This is a genomic window from Rhodococcus erythropolis R138, from assembly GCF_000696675.2.
Classification (GTDB): domain Bacteria; phylum Actinomycetota; class Actinomycetes; order Mycobacteriales; family Mycobacteriaceae; genus Rhodococcus_F; species Rhodococcus_F erythropolis.
The window spans coordinates 1,560,709-1,578,510 of record NZ_CP007255.1 but is presented as its reverse complement, the minus strand read 5'-3'; the positions used below and the strand labels follow the sequence as shown (position 1 = coordinate 1,578,510).

Annotated in this window: 19 protein-coding genes; 11 read left to right on the top strand and 8 right to left on the bottom strand. The window is 63.0% G+C overall.

Annotated features, from left to right (window positions below; translation table 11 throughout):
* Positions 1-18: 18 nt before the first annotated feature.
* The gene (locus tag H351_RS07375) at positions 19-1,614 is read right to left on the bottom strand and encodes an acyl-CoA synthetase (RefSeq protein ID WP_029256305.1); all 1,596 of its coding nucleotides are present in this window, start codon (positions 1,612-1,614) and stop codon (positions 19-21) included.
* 369 nt (positions 1,615-1,983) lie between these two features.
* On the opposite strand from H351_RS07375, the gene H351_RS07370 reads away from it, so the two are divergent.
* Complete coding sequence (locus H351_RS07370) at positions 1,984-2,922, top strand: 3-oxoacyl-ACP reductase (RefSeq protein ID WP_020970852.1); 939 nt, start codon at positions 1,984-1,986, stop codon at positions 2,920-2,922.
* 27 nt (positions 2,923-2,949) lie between these two features.
* Positions 2,950-3,693, top strand: coding sequence for an SDR family NAD(P)-dependent oxidoreductase (locus tag H351_RS07365; RefSeq protein WP_019745385.1), 744 nt, complete (start codon positions 2,950-2,952; stop codon positions 3,691-3,693).
* A gap of 21 nt (positions 3,694-3,714) precedes the next feature.
* Here the strand turns inward: H351_RS07365 and H351_RS07360 are convergent, their stop codons facing one another.
* A complete protein-coding gene (locus tag H351_RS07360) occupies positions 3,715-4,620 on the bottom strand; it encodes an amidohydrolase family protein (protein WP_195849550.1) in 906 nt (301 codons plus the stop codon).
* Between the two features lie 125 nt (positions 4,621-4,745).
* Here H351_RS07360 and H351_RS07355 point away from each other — a divergent pair, with 125 nt between their 5' ends.
* The 3 genes from H351_RS07355 to H351_RS07345 all read left to right on the top strand — a co-directional run bounded on the left by H351_RS07355 (position 4,746) and on the right by H351_RS07345 (position 7,490).
* Positions 4,746-5,273 carry a nuclear transport factor 2 family protein gene (locus H351_RS07355; protein ID WP_019745387.1) on the top strand — a complete coding sequence of 176 codons (528 nt, stop codon included), beginning with the start codon at positions 4,746-4,748 and terminating at the stop codon, positions 5,271-5,273.
* 4 nt (positions 5,274-5,277) lie between these two features.
* A complete protein-coding gene (locus tag H351_RS07350) occupies positions 5,278-6,411 on the top strand; it encodes an oxidoreductase (RefSeq protein ID WP_029256307.1) in 1,134 nt (377 codons plus the stop codon).
* An 80-nt stretch (positions 6,412-6,491) separates the two neighbouring features.
* Positions 6,492-7,490 carry an MDR family oxidoreductase gene (locus H351_RS07345; protein WP_029256308.1) on the top strand — a complete coding sequence of 333 codons (999 nt, stop codon included), beginning with the start codon at positions 6,492-6,494 and terminating at the stop codon, positions 7,488-7,490.
* 5 nt (positions 7,491-7,495) lie between these two features.
* Here the strand turns inward: H351_RS07345 and H351_RS07340 are convergent, their stop codons facing one another.
* Positions 7,496-8,047, bottom strand: a complete 552-nt coding sequence (locus tag H351_RS07340) for a ribonuclease H family protein (protein ID WP_007729467.1) — start codon at positions 8,045-8,047, stop codon at positions 7,496-7,498.
* Between the two features lie 45 nt (positions 8,048-8,092).
* Between H351_RS07340 and H351_RS07335 the strand changes: the two genes are divergently transcribed.
* The 3 genes from H351_RS07335 (at position 8,093) to H351_RS07325 (ending at position 10,323) form a co-directional block, all read left to right on the top strand.
* A complete protein-coding gene (locus H351_RS07335) occupies positions 8,093-9,046 on the top strand; it encodes a DNA-3-methyladenine glycosylase family protein (protein ID WP_019745390.1) in 954 nt (317 codons plus the stop codon).
* 17 nt (positions 9,047-9,063) lie between these two features.
* Positions 9,064-9,714, top strand: coding sequence for a pyridoxamine 5'-phosphate oxidase family protein (locus tag H351_RS07330; RefSeq protein WP_029256309.1), 651 nt, complete (start codon positions 9,064-9,066; stop codon positions 9,712-9,714).
* Between the two features lie 111 nt (positions 9,715-9,825).
* Positions 9,826-10,323 (top strand): glycine zipper family protein, encoded by a 498-nt coding sequence (locus tag H351_RS07325; RefSeq protein WP_051636508.1) that lies wholly within the window; start codon positions 9,826-9,828, stop codon positions 10,321-10,323.
* A 7-nt stretch (positions 10,324-10,330) separates the two neighbouring features.
* Here the strand turns inward: H351_RS07325 and H351_RS07320 are convergent, their stop codons facing one another.
* Genes H351_RS07320 through H351_RS07300 form a run of 5 tightly spaced genes read right to left on the bottom strand, consistent with a single transcriptional unit; the run spans position 10,331 to position 14,445 of the window.
* Positions 10,331-10,720, bottom strand: coding sequence for an ArsR/SmtB family transcription factor (locus H351_RS07320; protein ID WP_019745393.1), 390 nt, complete (start codon positions 10,718-10,720; stop codon positions 10,331-10,333).
* Positions 10,721-10,780: 60 nt separating this feature from the next.
* Complete coding sequence (locus H351_RS07315) at positions 10,781-11,977, bottom strand: acetyl-CoA C-acetyltransferase (protein ID WP_019745394.1); 1,197 nt, start codon at positions 11,975-11,977, stop codon at positions 10,781-10,783.
* Between the two features lie 40 nt (positions 11,978-12,017).
* Positions 12,018-12,470 (bottom strand): MaoC family dehydratase, encoded by a 453-nt coding sequence (locus H351_RS07310; RefSeq protein ID WP_029256311.1) that lies wholly within the window; start codon positions 12,468-12,470, stop codon positions 12,018-12,020.
* 45 nt (positions 12,471-12,515) lie between these two features.
* On the bottom strand, positions 12,516-13,262 hold the full coding sequence (locus tag H351_RS07305) for a GntR family transcriptional regulator (protein ID WP_003940169.1): 747 nt from the start codon (positions 13,260-13,262) through the stop codon (positions 12,516-12,518).
* A 31-nt stretch (positions 13,263-13,293) separates the two neighbouring features.
* Positions 13,294-14,445 (bottom strand): acyl-CoA dehydrogenase family protein, encoded by a 1,152-nt coding sequence (locus H351_RS07300; protein WP_020909211.1) that lies wholly within the window; start codon positions 14,443-14,445, stop codon positions 13,294-13,296.
* Positions 14,446-14,645: 200 nt separating this feature from the next.
* Between H351_RS07300 and H351_RS07295 the strand changes: the two genes are divergently transcribed.
* Genes H351_RS07295 through H351_RS07285 form a run of 3 tightly spaced genes read left to right on the top strand, consistent with a single transcriptional unit; the run spans position 14,646 to position 17,768 of the window.
* Positions 14,646-15,521 (top strand): HpcH/HpaI aldolase/citrate lyase family protein, encoded by an 876-nt coding sequence (locus H351_RS07295; protein WP_029256312.1) that lies wholly within the window; start codon positions 14,646-14,648, stop codon positions 15,519-15,521.
* On the top strand, positions 15,518-16,516 hold the full coding sequence (locus tag H351_RS07290) for a MaoC family dehydratase (protein ID WP_029256313.1): 999 nt from the start codon (positions 15,518-15,520) through the stop codon (positions 16,514-16,516). The genes H351_RS07295 and H351_RS07290 overlap by 4 nt, the downstream gene beginning before the upstream one ends.
* A 31-nt stretch (positions 16,517-16,547) precedes the next feature.
* The gene (locus tag H351_RS07285; RefSeq protein ID WP_029256314.1) at positions 16,548-17,768 is read left to right on the top strand and encodes a CoA transferase; all 1,221 of its coding nucleotides are present in this window, start codon (positions 16,548-16,550) and stop codon (positions 17,766-17,768) included.
* Positions 17,769-17,802: the final 34 nt, after the last annotated feature.

The window sequence follows — 17,802 nt, the reverse complement described above, 5'->3', positions numbered from 1 at the left end:
TGGATGGCTCCGGCCGGACTAGGAAACTTGCTCGGCGAGAGTGGCCTTGGCCCAGCGATAGTCGGCCTTTCCGCTGGGAGAACGCCTGATCGACGGAACGTTCATGACGGTGCGCGGCACTTTGTACCGAGCGACCTGCGACGCGCAATGCTCACCGATCTCGGCAGCGTCCGGGACGTCGAAACCTTCTCGGGTCGTGATGACCGCAGCGACGCGCTCACCGAACTTCGCATCCGGAATTCCCGCGACCAGAGCGTCGAGCACCGCCGGGTGACTCTTGAGTGCCTGCTCGACCTCTTCGGGGTACACCTTCTCCCCGCCGGTGTTGATGCACTGAGAACCACGCCCCAGCAGGACGATCGAGCCGTCGGCTTCCACGCGCCCGACGTCGCCGAGCACCGACATCCGCACCCCGTCGATCACCGGGAACGTAGCCGCGGTCTTGACCGGATCGTTGAAGTAACCGACCGGCACGTGACCACTGCGAGCGATGTAACCGGTCTCGGGCGATCCCGGCTCCAGCGGCCGCATCCTTTCGTCCACGACGCGGGTCTCGTCGCGAGCGGCGATGCGCATCAGGCCGTCTTCGCCGATTTCGAGATTGCCGTCGACGCCCGACTCCGAGGAGCCGAATCCGTCGCGGATCACCAGGTTCGGAAGTATCGACTTGAGCTGCTCCCGCAGTGAGAGCGAGAACAAGGCCCCGCCGGACGAGACCATGCCGACCGTACTGAGGTCGTAATCTGCTGCGTTTGCTGCCAATTCGTCTGCGAGCGGACGGGCCATCGCGTCTCCGACGACGGTGATGGAGACGGCCTTCTCACTCCCGGCGAGCTGCAGGGTCGTCTTCGCGTCGAACCGCGCCATGAGAATTGCGTTGGCGCCCATGAAGAATCCGGTGAACAGCGAGTACGACGCCGCACCGTGCATCAGGGGTGCGGTACTGAGCATGTTCATCGCGGGGACGTTCGGCACCGCGGCGAACAGAGCCTGTGCGGTCGTGTGCGGCGGACCGAACGGATTTCCGCCGGTGAGCGCCGCGAAGTAGAAGTCTTCATGACGCCACATGACACCCTTGGGCATCCCCGTCGTGCCGCCGGTGTAAATGACAAAGAGGTCGTCGTTGCTGCGGGGCGCGAAGTCACGAGTGGCGGGCTGCTCCGCGGCAGCGTCGGCAAATCGAACGACGTCGACGCCTTCGATATCGCGGACGGCTGACTCGCCGACGACAACGACGTGCTTGATGCCGGGCGCGGCCGGGAGAACCGTCTCCACGACGGAAACGAACTCCTCGCCCACGATCAGTGCCACCGACTGCGAATCGTTGTACAGATAGGTCAGTTCGGCGTCGACGTAGCGATAGTTGACGTTGATCGGGACCGCACGAATCTTGAGGCAGCCGAGCAAACTCTCGACGAACTCGACGCTGTTGCGCATGTGCAGAGCGACGTGATCGCCCGGCCCGACACCGACACTCGCCAAGTGGCGGGCAATGCGGTTCGATCCCTCGTCCAGTTCGACGTAGGTGCGACGACGGCCATCGCACACGAGCGCCGTGCGGTCCGGAATCAGATCCGAAATGCCCTCGTACAGATCTGCCAAATTCAGTGACACTGCTGGTGCCTTCCTTGATGTCCGGCCCGGTGAATTCGGGGCCGACCGTACTGCGTTTTCGGTGAGAACTATCCGACCCTGGAGCCGACGAATGCGGCCGAGAACTGAGCGGATCGGTGGTGACGCAAACGCGTACGCGGTGGGATCGCCGCGTCGACCCAAGGTGGCATGCAGCGCTCGTGACCCAGATCACCGCTCCCGCTGAGTGAGACTGCTCCTCAGTTGGTCAAACTTCTGCTCAAAACTAGAACTAATTCTGATTTATCTCGAATGATTTTCTCGGAAAGACTGCCGAACTCTCGACTTCAAATTAGAATGAATACTAATTTTGCTGTACCTACCCGCCAGACCGGATCGAAGGAGCACGACATGACGCAATCACTGAGCTTGGAAGGCAAAGTTGCCGCCGTCACCGGCGCCGGCGCCGGCCTGGGTCGCGCCGAAGCACTCGGACTCGCGACTGCCGGTGCAGCCGTCATCGTCAACGACATGGGTGCAGCGGCCAACGACGTGGTCGACGAGATCAAGGCCGCAGGTGGACAGGCACTCGCCATCACCGGCGACGTCTCCGACTGGTCGCTCGGCGGGCGCATCATCGAAGAGGCTGTCAAGAACTTCGGATCCTTCGACATCCTCGTCAACAATGCAGGCATCCTGCGCGACAAGATGATCTTCAACCTGACCGAATCCGATTGGGACGACGTCATCCGCGTGCACCTCAAGGGCCACGCCGCCACCTCACACGCAGCAGCAGTCCACTGGCGCGCAGCCAGCAAGGCAGCCGACGCACCGGTCTACGGCCGCATCATCAACACCTCTTCCGAGGCCTTCCTCTTCGGCAGCGCCGGACAGCCCAACTACTCGGCAGCCAAGGCCGGCATCACCGCTCTGACGCTCTCGAGCGCAGCAGGTCTCTCCCGCTACGGCGTCCGCACGAACGCGATCTGCCCCCGTGCCCGCACCGCCATGACGGCAGAAGCCTTCGGCGAGAACAACACCGGCGTCGTCGGCCTCGATCCGCTTGCACCCGAGCGCGTCGCGACCCTGGTCAGCTACCTCGCATCCCCCGATTCCGACGAGATCAACGGACAGGTCTTCGTCGTCTACGGCAAGATGGTGGCGTTGATGGAAGCACCCAAGGTCGAGAACCGTTTCGACGCAGCCGGATCCGCGTTCACCGTCGAAGAACTCGGTGGCCAGCTCTCGTCTTACTTCTCCGGCCGTGGGCCGTACGAGACCTACGCTGCCTACAGCATCGCCGGCCTCGAAAAGATCGCACTTGCAGTCGACGAGACCGCAACAGTTTAAGCAGCACTTACGAAGAGGAGCGTTTTCATGAGGTTGAACGGCAAGGTAGCGATCGTCACCGGCGGCGCCGGTGGAATCGGTCGTGCCATCACCCGAGTCTTCGCCCGTGAAGGCGCGAAGGTCCTGTTCGTCGACATCAACGACGAGCAGGGCCAGGCCCTCGAACAAGAACTGGCCGGCTCCGGCAAGTTCCTGAACGTCGACCTTGCTGCCGCTGGTTCGGCCGAGCAGATCCGTGACGCCGCGCTCGAGGCTTTCGGCAAGCTCGACATCCTGGTGAACAACGCTCACGCGTCCCGTCAGGCTCCGTTGCTCGAAACCACGCAGGACATGTTCGACCTGTCCTTCAACACCGGTTTCTACCCCGTTGTCCACCTGATGCAGGCATGCCACGACGAACTCGCGAAGACCAAGGGTTCGGTCGTCAACTTCGCATCGGGTTCAGGTTTGGACGGAATGCCCACCCAGACGTCCTACGCTGCGGCCAAGGAAGCTGTGCGCGGCCTGACGCGCGTCGTCGCCAACGAGTGGGCACCGGAAGGCATTCGGGTCAACGTGGTCTGCCCGTTCGCCGCCACCGAAGGCGTCGTCAAGTGGCAGGAAGCCTTCCCCGAGCGCGCAGCCGCATCGGTTGCCAAGGTACCTCTCGGACGCATCGGTGATCCCGAAACCGACATCGCTCCCGTCGTGGTATTCCTGGCGAGTGAGGATTCCAAGTACATGACCGGACAGACGTTGATGGCCGACGGCGGCAGCATCAAATTGCGCTGAGCGAAATACTTCTCGGTGGGCTCAGCTCACCGAGAAGAGTTTCGCAGCGTTGTCGTGCACGACGGCTCGCAGCCATTCGTCTCCGAGATCGAAGCGCGTAACCGCTTGCAAGGCTGTGAGATACGGGTACGGAATGTTCGGGAAGTCGCTACCGAACAGAATCCGGTCCTGCATGTCGACGAGCCGTGAAACGTCTGCCTTCGGGAAGGCGCACTGCTCTTCCGTGAAATCGGTGAACGCCATGGTCGTATCCAGGCGGACGTTGCCGTAAGCCTCTGCCAGATCGAGGAATTCGCTGTACTCGGGCATCCCCATGTGGGCGACGATCAAAGACAGGCGCGGGTACCGTGCGAGCAGCGAAGCAATGCGATCGGGTCCCGTGTACTCCCCCGGCGCCGGTCCCGATCCACAGTGAATCACGATGGGCGTCTCGGAGTCCTCGAGCTGACCCCAGACCTTGTCGAGCAGAGGGTCGTTCGGATCGTAGTTTCCGACCTGGATGTGGGACTTGAAGATTCGCGCGCCCGACTCCAGGGACTTTCCGACGTACGACGCCGCCGACTCCTCGGGATAGAACGTGGCCGTGTGCAGGCAATCAGGTGTTTGCGCGGCAAATTCGACGGCCCACTGATTGAGCCACTCGGCCATCGCGTGCTTGTGCGGGTAGATCATCGACGTGAAAGCCCGGACACCGAACTCGCGGAGACGGTGTACCCGCTCCTCCTCGGCAAGTCGGTACGCGATCGGCCATGGTCGACCGATCATCGGTCCCGCTGAATCGAAGTAGCCCCACACCTTGTCCATGACGCTCTTCGGCATGAAATGGGTATGGACGTCGATCACGCCAGGAACACCCAACTCGCGCCAGAAAGCCCGAACCTCGGCGATCTCCTCCGGTCCGGTCGATGGGACCTCTTCGGTACACACGTCTGACACCCCTTTCGTTCGCTCGACCATACCGAGTGCCGTCGCGCTCACCGGGACAGGTCGTTGACGGCCCGCGCTGAGCACCCGAATGTGAACCCATCTTGCCGATCACCGTTGGAGGTTGAATGTCTCAGGCCGAGTCCGAAGTGGGATCGATCAGTGCCGTCGAGGAACTGCTCGCAATCGAGGAAATCAAACGTGTCTTCGCCGCGCGCCTACGCTGCATGGACACCAAGCAGTGGCATGTCTACCCAACCCTGCACACCGCAGACGTCGTCAGCGAGACGTGGGGCGGACTCCCGACAGACAAGCAACCCAAGACCGGTGACACCTCGAACCAGGTAGTGGGCATCGACAAACTCACCGCGGCAATTCGGAACATGCTCGACGGCGACATCCCCCTCACCACGGCGCACCACGCACACACTCCCGAAATCGTGCTGACCTCACCCACCACCGCAACCGGTATCTGGGCGATGGAAGACATGCTGTGGTGGAACGACGGCGAGAAAGAACTACACCTGCACGGCTACGGCCACTACCACGAGGAATACCGCAAAGAAGACGGCAAGTGGCTGATCAGCTACCGAACCCTCACCCGGCTCCGTGTCGACCAGGACCCCGGATTCTTCCGATTCATGAAAGCGCTGTGACGAAGTGACCAACCCGCTGTTTCAACCGCTCCGCATCCGTTCGCTCGAATTGTCCAACCGCATAGTCATGTCGCCGATGACGCGCACGTACTCCATCGAGGGCGTGCCTGGCCGCGACGTCGCCGACTATTACCGCCGACGCGCCGAGGGCGGTACCGGACTGATCGTCACCGAAGGCGTCGCGATCGATCACGAGACTGCTGTCGACCACGCCAACGTCCCCAACCTCCACACTCCCGCTGCTCAGGCCGGATGGCGCAAGGTAGTCGACGACGTGCACGCTGCTGGCGGCAAGATCGTGCCTCAGCTCTGGCACGTCGGGCCTCTGTGGGGCGCGATGACGCAGATGGACCCTTCGCTCAAGCCGATGCGTCCCTCGGGTGAGTGGGGTCCGCTGGGCGTCACCTCGTACTCCGCGGCCTACGTCGAACGTGCGCAGGCGAGCACCGAAGCGATGACCGAGCAGGACATCCAGGACGTCATCGACGCGTATGTCCGTAGCGCGAAGCACGCCGTCGAACTCGGCTTCGACGGTATCGCGATCCACGGCGGTCACGGCTACCTCCTCGATTCCTTCTTCTGGGAGGGCACCAACCAGCGCGACGACGCGTGGGGCGGCGACCTGGAGCGTCGAACCAAGTTCCCGGCCGCCGTCGTCGCTGCGATCCGCGCGGCCATCGGACCGGATCTGCCGATCGTCTACCGTTTCTCACAGCACAAGCAGCAGGATTTCACCGCGAAGATCGCGGAGACCCCCGAGGAGTTGGGCGTCATCCTGGGCGCGCTGGTCGACGCCGGAGTCGACGTTCTCGATGCCAGCATCAGGCGCTTCGACGTCCCCGCCTTCGAAGGCAGCGATCTCTCGCTGGCCGGCTGGGCGAAAAAATTGACCGGCGCCGTCACGATGGCCGTCGGCAGCGTCGGTATCGGAAAGTCGCTGCGGGACAGCCGTATCGAAGGCGTCGCACCTGTCGTCGACAACATCCCACAGCTCGAGGAGCGCATCGGCAGTGGAGAGTTCGATCTGATCGCGATCGGCCGTCTCCACCTCGCCGATCCGGCATTGGCGACAACCCTGCGCGACGGTAGTCCGCTGCCGGCATTCGATCGAGCGGTGCATGAGGGCAGCTTGATCTAGGGGCTCCGCCCCTGTGCGCCTTTCCGGTAGTTCGCACTACCGAAAAGGCGCACAGGGCCGAAGGCCTTTATGTTCGACCCATGACTACTTTCAACGCCTGGGTCGCCCGCGAAAGCGACGGCACCATCGACTTCGCCCCCGAAACCGTCGACGAATCCTTCCTCCCGGCAGGTGAGGTCACCATTCGCGTCGAGTATTCGAGCGTCAACTACAAGGACGCGCTCGCGGTCACGCCGAAAGGCGGGGTGGTCCGCGAGTACCCGATCGTCCCCGGCATCGACGTCACCGGCGAGGTCATTGCCTCCGAGTCCGACGCATTCGCACCGGGCGACAAGGTCGTCGCACATGGCTACGAGATCGGGACCGCCCGCAACGGCGGCTACGCCGAGATCGCCCGTTTGCCTGCCGAGTGGGTCGTGAAGCTCGACGGCATTTCCACCGCCGACGCTGCTGCGATCGGCACGGCAGGATTCACCGCAGCCATGAGCGTCCAAGCCATTCTGGCCAGCGGGGTGAAGCCCGCCGACGGTCCCGTCCTGGTGACGGGCGCGAGCGGCGGAGTCGGCACCGTCAGTGTCGACCTTCTGGCAAGCGCAGGCTTCGACGTGGTCGCCTCCAGCGGTAAGCCAGGCGCGGCAGACCTTCTGACGTCACTCGGTGCGTCTTCGGTGATCGGCCGGCTCCCCGAAGATCCCGACGCCAAGCCTCGCCCGCTCGGAAAATCTCAGTGGGCGGCGGCCGTCGACTGCGTCGGTGGGAAGACTCTCGCTCACGTTCTGAGCACGATCAACTACGGCGGTGTTGTGGCCGCCAGCGGTTTGACCGGCGGCGCCGCGCTGCCTACGACCGTGCTGCCGTTCATTCTCCGCGGAGTCTCACTGCTGGGCATGGACTCGGTATTGATGCCGATCGAACCCCGTCGCGCGCTGTGGGCCCGTCTGGGCTCCGACTTGGCCCCACGTCATCTGAAGGAGATCACGAACCTCGTTGCCGTCCGCGATGTCGTCTCGGTGATCGATCAGGTGCGCGAAGGCAAGTACACCGGCCGGGCACTGGTTCAGGTTGCCGACGGTTTCTGAACCGCTCAGAAAAGTGTGAACAGATCTGCCGGTTCTTCGGCCGTCGTGGACTTCTCCTTGTAAGGAGAGTTCACGGCGGTCGGTTCCTTCTTCACCGGCGCAGCAAGCGGGACCGATGCGATGTCCCCCGAGACGATGGCGCGTGCGGCTTCGCCGGCCAGCTTGTCTGCCATTTCGTTGTAGTGGTTGCCGACGTGCCCGCGCACCCAACGAAAGCGCACCGGACCGACTCGATCGGTGATGGCTCGGTCGATGCTCTGCACCAGTTCCAGGTTCTTGACCGCCCCGCCGCTCGCGGTCTTCCAGCCCTTGCGCTTCCAACTCGGCAGCCATTCCGACGCGCACTTGATGGCGTACTGCGAGTCGGATTCGATGAGCAGAGGATCAGCACCGGGATGGGCGACGACGGCCTCGAAGAGCGCACGCAACTCGGCAATCTGATTGGTGCCGGACGCTTCTCCGCCGGACATGCTCGGACCCTCGTGATTGACCCACGCCCAGCCGATAGCCCCGCCGGGGTTTCGCAGACAGGATCCGTCGGTGCTCACGATGATCATGGCTCGGACAATACGTTGCGCCACCGACACACGCCTTAACGGAGGATGGACGGTGGCGATACGCTGACCTCGATGACGCCGCTATCTCCGGTCGACGAAGTCACGGTGACTTCTCAGCGACCACTCGATGCCGCGCTGACGCTCAGCCCGCATCAGCGCGGACCCGGCGACCCCGCACATCGACGGTCAGCCGACGGAGCGATCTGGCGAGTTTCCCGCCAACTTTCGGGTCCTGTGACCTACCGCATCACGCAGTCGGATCGCCATACGGTCCGGGTACAGGCCTGGGGTCCCGGCGCCACGGAATTTCTGACCGGCGCCGAAGCTCTGCTCGGTCTCGACGACGAGGCCGAAGATTTTGCGCCCGAGCATCCCAAGCTCGCCGAAGCTCATCGACGCTTCCCTCATCTGCGCATCGGCCGCACCGGACGCGTCATGGAAGCCCTCGTTCCCGCGATCCTCGAGCAACGCGTCCACGGCATCGACGCGTTTGCCGCATGGCGCCGGCTGCTGACCAAATTCGGGGAGCGCCCACCCGGCCCCGCGCCCGACGGAATGCGAGTTCCACTCACCGCGGACCAATGGCGACGAATGCCGTCGTGGGAGTTTCATCGCGCAAATGTCGATCCCGCGAGATCCAAGACGATCGTTCAGTGCGCTCGCGTCGCCGACCGCCTCGAGCAGGCGTCATCGTTCCCCCGGGCCGAAGCGACCAAACGATTGCGAGCGGTGCCCGGCGTCGGGATCTGGACTGCCGCGGAAGTGGCTCAGCGCGCCTTCGGCGATTCCGACGCACTCTCGGTCGGCGACTACCACCTCGCTGCGGTCGTCGGCTGGTCGCTCCTGGGCGAACCGATCGACGACGCCCAGATGGTGCAGTACCTCGCTCCCCTCCAACCGCATCGATACCGTGCGGTGAGGCTTCTGCAGGTCAGCGGCCAAGCCGTCAAACCCAAGTTCGGTCCGCGAACTGCCGTTGCCGACCACCGCTGGCACTGAGCACCAGGAGATAAAAAATGTCGACCCGATACGCACACATCGCCTTCTCCCCCGCTGCGGTGGAGCGTCAGCGGTCGACCGGGAGTTTCACCGTCTACGGTTCAAAGCTCGATCAGCCCGACGAAGGTCCGATGGAATTCGATTTCCGCGCTCAGGGATTCGTGAAATCCGTGGATTCCTTCTTCATGTCCACTGTGACGCCCGACGGTTGGCCGTACGTCCAACATCGCGGCGGCCCGCGCGGATTCCTGCATGTGTTGGGCCCGAATCGAATCGGATTCGCCGATCTCCCCGGCAATCAGCAGTTCGTGACGCTCGGCAATCTGGAAGAGAACAATCGCATCTCGCTGTTCGTCATCGATTACCCGACGCGAACGAGATTGAAGATCTACGGGCGTGCACACGTGATCGAAACGGACGAGGACCCTGAACTGCTGCAACAACTCTTGCAGGTCCCCGGCGGCACCATGACAGCAAAAGCGCAGCGCTCCATCGTCGTCGAGGTCGAAGCGTTCGACTGGAACTGCAGTCGAAACATCACACCTCGCTTCGACAAGGAGCGCATGGACGAATCCCTCGCTCTGGCGCGCCAACCCCTGCAAGCCGAGGTCGATCGGCTTACTGCCGAGGTCGAAGAATTGCGTGCGCGGTTGTCGAAAAACGAATGAGACTGGGCGGTTTCAGGGCCCCCTGAGTCGGGTAGCCACCAAACACGGCCCGTCGCGCGGAGACGACGGGTCCCGTTGTGCCCGAGGAGGTCCGCACGATCGATCCAGACGGTGGAGTTCTGGTTAACGAACTGCACCGCCACCATTCACGACTGGTTCCACACAGACAGATTGGCCGTCCCCATGAAACTGTCCCGAACTCTCACCATGTCCGTTCTCGTTGTCGCCGCTGTCGGCGCCGGAGCCGGCACCGCGGTCGGAGCGCCCCCGAATGCGGGCTTCGATCCGTCCCAACCCCTATTGACCCCGACCGCCGAGTCGAACAGCCAGGCGGCGTTGATGCTCTTCCCCGGTAACGATCCGAAGCAAGCCGCGTTCGACACGATGGCCAACGAGGTCAATATCGGCTGGAACAACGGCGGCGTGCAGTCGACGCTCATCGGAGCCAACCTCGGCGTCGGAATCGGCTGCCTGTCGATCTTCCCGAACTTCATCGCCGGCTGCATCGTCGGTGGAGTCATCGGCACGGTTGCCGGAGTCGGCGCGGGAATCACCAACGGAAACCCGAACGCTGCGCCGGCCGTCGAGAAGTTCTTCGCGACTCCTTGAGAGACGCTCAGCTGTGCGTGTGCCCAGGGGTGGGTGTCTCGTCGTGAAAATGTGTGGCGCCGATCGAATGCAACAGCTGGTGAACGGTGTCGTCTGCCAGTTGGTATCGCATCGATCGGCCGTCGCGCGTCGCGCTCACCCACCCCTGGCTACGCAGTAGCCGCAGCGCATGTGAGACGGCTGTGCCGCTCATCCCCAGCGCCACGGACAGATCCGTGACGCAGATACCCGGTGCGTGGTGAAGGCAGAGCAGCAGACGCAGACGGTTGGCGTCGGAGAGAAGCTCGAAGCGACCGGACCAACTGGTGACATCGAGACCCTCGAGTGCAGCCCTGGCGCGACGAACATCCTCGACGCTCAGCGCGCCACTGGTGTCTGCTGCGCCTGCATTCGTCAACCGATTGCCTCCGTAGAACTTCCGATCCCCCGCCGCAAGTGTACCCAGAAGCGAACCTCGTCAGGCAGACTCCACCACGGCCGCCATGCCCTGGCCACCGCCGATACACATGGTCAACAGCGCTTTTCCGCCGCCGCGACGGCCGAGTTCGTGAAGCGCGGTTGTTGCCATACGCGCACCCGTCGCTCCCACGGGGTGCCCGAGCGAGATGCCGGAACCGTTGACGTTCAGTCGATCGAGGTCCTCGAAACCCCATTCCTTCACGACGCCGAGAACCTGGCACGCAAACGCCTCGTTCAGCTCGACCAGATCGAAGTCGGCAAAGCCTGCCCCTGTGCGAGCAAACAGTTTCGAGACGGCGGCAACCGGTCCGAGGCCCATCAGCGCCGGTTCACAACCGGCCGCGGCCCAACTGTCGAGGAACCCGATGGGTTCCAGCCCCAGCTCGTCCAGGCGATCCTCGGCGACCACCAACATCGCTGCCGCAGCGTCATTCTGTTGGCTGGCGTTACCGGCGGTCACGACGCCTCCCTCGGTCACCGCACGCAGCCGTGCCAGGGTTTCGAGTGAGGTATCCGGACGGATCCCCTCGTCAGCACGAAACTGTGTGACGTTCCCTTTTCGATCCGTCAGTTCGACGGCGACGATTTCGGCATCAAATCGGCCGGATTCTCTTGCCAGTGTAGCTTTTCGGTGACTCTCGACGGCGAAGGCGTCCGACTCTTCCCGCGTGATCCCGCAGCGTGTCGCGACGTTCTCGGCCGTTTCGATCATTCCGCTGATCCGGCCGAATCGCCACTCGGGTTGCGAGCGCTCTCGACCACGATCGAGGCGGTCGAACAGTTGCAGCCCACCGGATTTGGTGCCCCACCGCGCTCCGGTGGTGTAGTGCTCGATCCCGCTCATCGATTCGACGCCGCCCGCGAGAACCACGTCGGCCGCACCCGTCTGGACCATCATGGCCGCGGTAACGATGGCCTGCAGACCCGTTCCGCATCGGCGATCCGTCTGGAAGCCGGCTACCGAAATCGGCAACCCGGCCTCGAGCGCCGCCCACCGTCCGATGCACGGTGCCTCCGAATTGGCATACGACTGCCCCATCGCGACGTCGTCGATGCGGGACGGATCGATTCCGCTACGACGCACGGTCTCCTTGACGACAGTGGCAGCCAAACTTTCCGCAGGCACGTCACGAAGTGCCCCTCCGAAACGGCCTACCGCGGTTCTGACCGGCGCGACCAATGCTGCTCGTTTCACAACTGACCTCGAATTTCGTTCTGGAAGAATGGAAAAGGATTCAGGAGACCAACAGGCGCACGGTATCCGCCACCAGCGCAGGTTTACCTGCTCCTTCGATTTCGATCGTGTACCGCACGACAATCGTCGCGCCCTTCGCGGTGCGCTCGAAGGAAAGAATCTCCGCACCTGCCCGCGCCGAAGAACCGACCTTGACCGGTTCGGGGAATCGCACCTTGTTGCTGCCGTAGTTCACGGTCATGGAGATTCCGTCGACACGCATCACCTGAGCGCCGAGCACCGGCAACAACGAAAGAGTCAGATAGCCGTGGGCGATGGTGCCACCGTACGGACCCTGCGCTGCGCGCTGGGGATCCACGTGAATCCACTGGTGATCCTCGGTGGCGTCGGCGAACTTGTCGATCCGATCCTGTGTGACCGGGAACCACGCGCTGTAGCCCAAGTGCTCACCGACAGCCGTCTCAACTTCGTCGATTCCGTTGAAAATTCGCATAGTTCTCTCCTGAAAGGTGTTGAACAGCAAAGAAAACCTGCAGCGCTAATGTGCGCCGCGGCGCAGCGTCACCCGATAGGTGTACTGCTCCGGCAAGAAGTAGCTCACCGACAACTCGTTGGCAACGCCCTGCGCGTTGGAGTACAAACGGTCCACCCGCAACATGGCGTGGCCGATCTCGCAATCGACGTCCCTGGCAACGTCTGCCGTGGCCGGGGACACCGTGATCGATTGTGCTGCTTCGACAATCGGACTGTCGATCAGCGGTTCCAGCAGGCCGATCACCGTATTGGCGCTCACCGCACCGGCCGCCATAGCGGGCAGGTCGATGATCTGCCGAGCTATCGCCTCCGGCAGATGCGCCGTCGTCTGCACGAACGGAACTCCCTCGTGTATCCGTCGGAAGACCACGGTGTACACGACGTCGGTGTCGAGCCGAAGCCGACTGGCCGCCTCGATGTCCACGCGCCGTTGCAGCGGTGACACAACTTCCATCGTCGTGTCCCGCGAAAGGTTCATGAGATCTTCGATGGATCCGAGATGACGGAGATAGCGGCCGCTGTTCTCGGTCACGAACGTTCCGCGCCCGGGTACTCGGTACACGATGCCCTCGGCAACAAGATCGTGAAAGGCTCGGCGGACCGTCTGCCGACTCACGCCGTGATGCTGCGCCAGTTCGGATTCGGTGGGCAGTTGAATGCCGTCGCGGTAGGTACCGGCAGAGATCTGCTGACGAAGCTCACGAGAGAGGCGTTGGTACGCCGGCTCCGTCTCTCTTTCCTTACCGCTCATAGCGACATGATCCTACTTGCTCACCGGTCCGTCACAGACCGCCGCGGGCAACCAGCTGCGAAACGATCACGTTGCGCTGAATTTCGTTGGTTCCCTCCCCGACGATCATCAGTGGTGCATCACGGAAATACCGCTCGACGTCGTACTCCGTCGAGTAGCCGTAACCGCCGTGGATGCGGACGGCGGACAACGCGATTTCCATCGCCACTTCGGAGGCGTACAGCTTGGCCATGCCTGCCTCCATGTCGCACCGCTCGCCGCTGTCGTACATCTGCGCCGCGTGCCAGGTCAGCTGCCGCGCGGCCGTCAGCTTCGTTGCCATGTCGGCGAGGTAATTGCCGATCGACTGGTGCTTCCAGATCGGCTGGCCGAAGCTCTCGCGCTGCTGCGCGTACGCAAGTGAATCTTCGAGTGCGGCCGTGGCGACGCCCAGTGCACGGCAAGCCACCTGGATACGGCCGGTCTCGAGCCCCTTCATCATCTGCCCGAAACCCTTTCCGGGAGTACCGCCCAGAATGGCCGACTCGGCGATGCGGTAATTGTCGAAGGACAGTTCACAACTCTCGACGCCCTTGTATCCGAGCTTCGGGAGGTCGCGGGACACGGTCAGCCCTTCGCCGTGCTCGACGAGAACGATCGAGATGCCCGCATGACGAGGGCTTGCGCTTGGATCGGTCTTGCACAGCAAGGCGATCACGCCGGATCGGCGGGCATTGGTGATCCATGTCTTGGCGCCGTTGACGACCAGATCTGTGCCGTCGCTCTTGGCATTGGTTGTCATGGCCTGCAGATCGGAACCACCGCCGGGCTCGGTGAGGGCCATCGTTGCCCGGATCTCGCCGGTTGCCATTCGCGGCAGGTACTTCACCTTCTGCTCTTCGGTACCGAACAGCGAGATGAGCTTGGCGACCACTGTGTGTCCGCCCATCGCTCCCGCCAGGGACATCCATCCTCGCGACAGTTCCTGCGTCACCTGCGCATAACAGGGCATGGACACCGGCGATCCGCCGAACTCCTCGGGAATCGCGAGCCCGTAGATCCCGATCTGCTTCATCTGATCGATCCACTTCTCGGGATACTCGTTCGCGTGCTCCACCTCCTGGACCGTGGGCTTGACCTCTCGGTCGACGAACCGGCGCACGGTTTCGATCAGGAATGTCTCTTCGTCGTTGAGCTTGAGCATGAATCCGCCTCGACTTGAAATAAGTTTGTACGGCCATATTTCGATATTGTTCGCGCAATGTCAATACCGCGCCTTGACATCGATACGCAGCAACTGCCAGCATCGAGGCAGTTCGCTGCACATCAACGCCGTTCACGGCAGCACATCTATTTCGCAACTGGCCGTACATTTGATCACCAGATCGAGGTAATCGACACACTATGGACGAGAACCACTACCGCGCGACCAGACGCCGTGCGTCCCTGGTCGCTCCGGGTTCAGACGAGCGCAAGGCCCGCAAGGCACTCTCTTCGAACGCAGACGAGGTGATTCTCGACCTCGAAGATGCCGTCACTTCGGCGAACAAGGACCTTGCGCGAACCCTCGTGAGTTCCTTGGTGCACGAGTTCGGTAGGGCGCGCACCATCTCGGTCCGAATCAACGGCCTCACCACGCCATGGGCCCGCGACGACCTGATCGCCTGCGGCACCCTCGGAGAATCGCTGACGAGCGTGATCGTCCCTAAGGTCGAGTCCGCCGACGAACTCCTCGAGGCCGAGCGCATCCTCTTCACTGCCGGCGGGCACCACACCACCCTGCAAGCCCTGATCGAAACTCCGCTCGGCGTCCAGAATGCCGACTCCATCGCCCGCGCGACTCCTCGTCTGCAGGCCGCGATCATCGGATACGCCGATCTCGGTGCAGCGCTGGGTCGCTCACGCTCGGCACTGCCGGAACACTGGCTTGCCGTCCAGGACAGAATCCTGATCGCCTGCCGCGCAGCCGGCGTCGCCGCCATCGACGGACCCTTTCTCGGCATCACCGACGACGACGCCTTCCGCCGCGCTGCGCACTGGACCAGCGCTCTCGGGTTCGACGGTAAATGGGTCATCCACCCGGCGCAGATCGACTCGGCCACTACCGCATTCACTCCTTCGGACGACGCCGTCAATGACGCCAGACGGGTGTTGACCGCACTCGAAGAAGCCGAAACCCTGGGTTCCGGCGCCGCCCAGCTCGACGGCCAAATGCTCGACGAAGCCGTGGCCGTGGCAGCGCGTCGTACGCTTGCCCGAGCCGAAGGAGTCACCGTATGAGCGAGCACTACGTGGGAGGACCGTACTTCGACGAACTCACCCACGGTCAGATCTTCGACGAAGCACCAGCGGTGACGTTGACCAGTGGACTCGCCGCCTCCCATCAGGCGATCCTCGGTGACCGCATGCGCTTGCCTCTCGACGCACACCTGTCGTCGAGCGTCACAGGTTCCGCTGCACCAGTGGCGAATCCAGGACTGGTCACCGACGTCGCCATCGGCCAGTCAACCGTGGTCACACACCACGTCAAGGCAAACCTCTTCTACCGTGGACTGCGATTCCACCGTTTCCCGGTACTCGGTGACACCCTGTACACGCGCACCGAGGTTGTCGGTCTGCGCGAGAACTCGGCCAAGCCGGGACGCGGCGCCACCGGACTTGCCGCGCTACGGATGACGTCCGCTGATCAGAATGGCAACACGGTCCTCGACTTCTACCGCTGCGCCATGCTCCCACTGAGCCCCGACCCGATCGAGACGAGAACTCGCCACGCCGACGACCTCTCCGTGATCGGTCCGTCCGAACCGGCGCCGTACGTATCACCTGACGGTTGGGACCTCGACACATATCGAGATCGGATACCCGGCAGGCACTTCGATTCCGACTTGGTGGGCTCCGTCTTCCACAGCAGCGGCGACGTCGTCTCCAGTGCACCCGAACTTGCCCGGCTGAGCTTGAACATCGCAGCGACGCACCACGACGATCGCGTCGGCGCCCACGGTCGCCTCGTCTACGGCGGCCACACCATCGGAATTGCACTTGCCCAGGCAACTCGCGCTCTGCCCAACGTGGTGACGGTTCTCGGATGGCACTCGTGCGATCACACCGGGCCCGTTCACGAGGGCGATACCCTCACGAGCGAACTGCACGTCGAAAGTTCGTCGCCCCTTGAACACGGAACCGCAGTGCAACTGCGTTCACTCGTGTTCTCCCACAATGCTTCTGCAACACAGACTCCGGTTCTCGACTGGCGTTTCACCGTGTTGATGGCATGATCGCACACTCTTCTACCACGGAGGACCACAGATGACTCAGACCCAAGGCCCGCTGTCCGGGCTTCGCATCGTCGAGGTCTCGAGCTTTGTCGCCGCGCCCCTGTGCGGACTGACTCTCTCCCAACTCGGCGCCGAGGTGATCCGGATCGACCCGATCGGAGGTGCCTCCGATTACAAACGCTGGCCCGTCACCGACACGGGTGAAAGCATCTACTGGACCGGACTCAACAAAGGCAAACGGTCACTGTCAGTGGACATGCGCGCCGAACGCGGCCAAGAACTGATTCGCCAACTGGTCACGGCTCCGGGACCTGGCGGCGGAATCCTGGTCACCAATGCCGGCGGTCGCACCTGGATGAGCCACGACTCCCTGGCCCAGTTGCGTAGCGACGTCATCACCCTCGAGGTTCTCGGACGCCGCGACGGCAGCCCCGGGGTCGATTACACGGTCAACGCCGCGTTGGGATTTCCACAGATCACCGGCCCCGCCGACTACGCCGGAGTTGTCAACCACGCACTGCCCGCCTGGGACGTCGCCTGCGGGCTCTACGCCGCCCTGTCGATAACTGCCGCAGTGCGCCAACGTGACTCGACCGGACACGGCACGCAGATCACGCTGCCACTCGAAGACGTCGCATTGGCCACCGCGGGAACCCTCGGCTACCTCACCGAAGTACAAGTGAACGGTCGCAGTCGCGAGTCCGGCGGAAACGCCGTCTACGGCACGTACGGAATCGATTTCGTCTCCAGCGACAACGAACGGTTCATGATCGTTGCACTCACTACTCGCCATTTCCGTGACCTTGCGTCGGTCACCGGCACCGCGGCGGCTGTCGACGCCGTCGAAGCTGCACTCGAAGCCGACTTCTCCACCGAAGCAGACCGCTACCGTCATCGAGAGGTACTCACTGCTCTGTTCTCACATTGGTTCCGGGAACACAGCGGCGCCGAGATCGCTGCAGCGCTGGACACATCGTCGGTTCTGTTCGAGAGGTACCGCAGTTTCGAGGAAGTGGTGAATTCCGGTGAACTGGAGAACAACCCGATGTTCTCCGCACTCGATCAGCCTCGAATCGGACGTTATCTGGCTGCCGCGAACCCAGCCTCGTTCGACGGCGCACACCTGAGCACCGGACCGGCCTCCGAGGTCGGCGGCGATTCGATTGCGGTGCTCGCGGATGTCCTCGGAACCACTGCCGATCACGCCTCGGCACTGATCGCGGACGGCATCGTCGGCGTTCCGGCGAACTGATCTACCTGGAACATGTTTTCGGCCTCGGAATAAA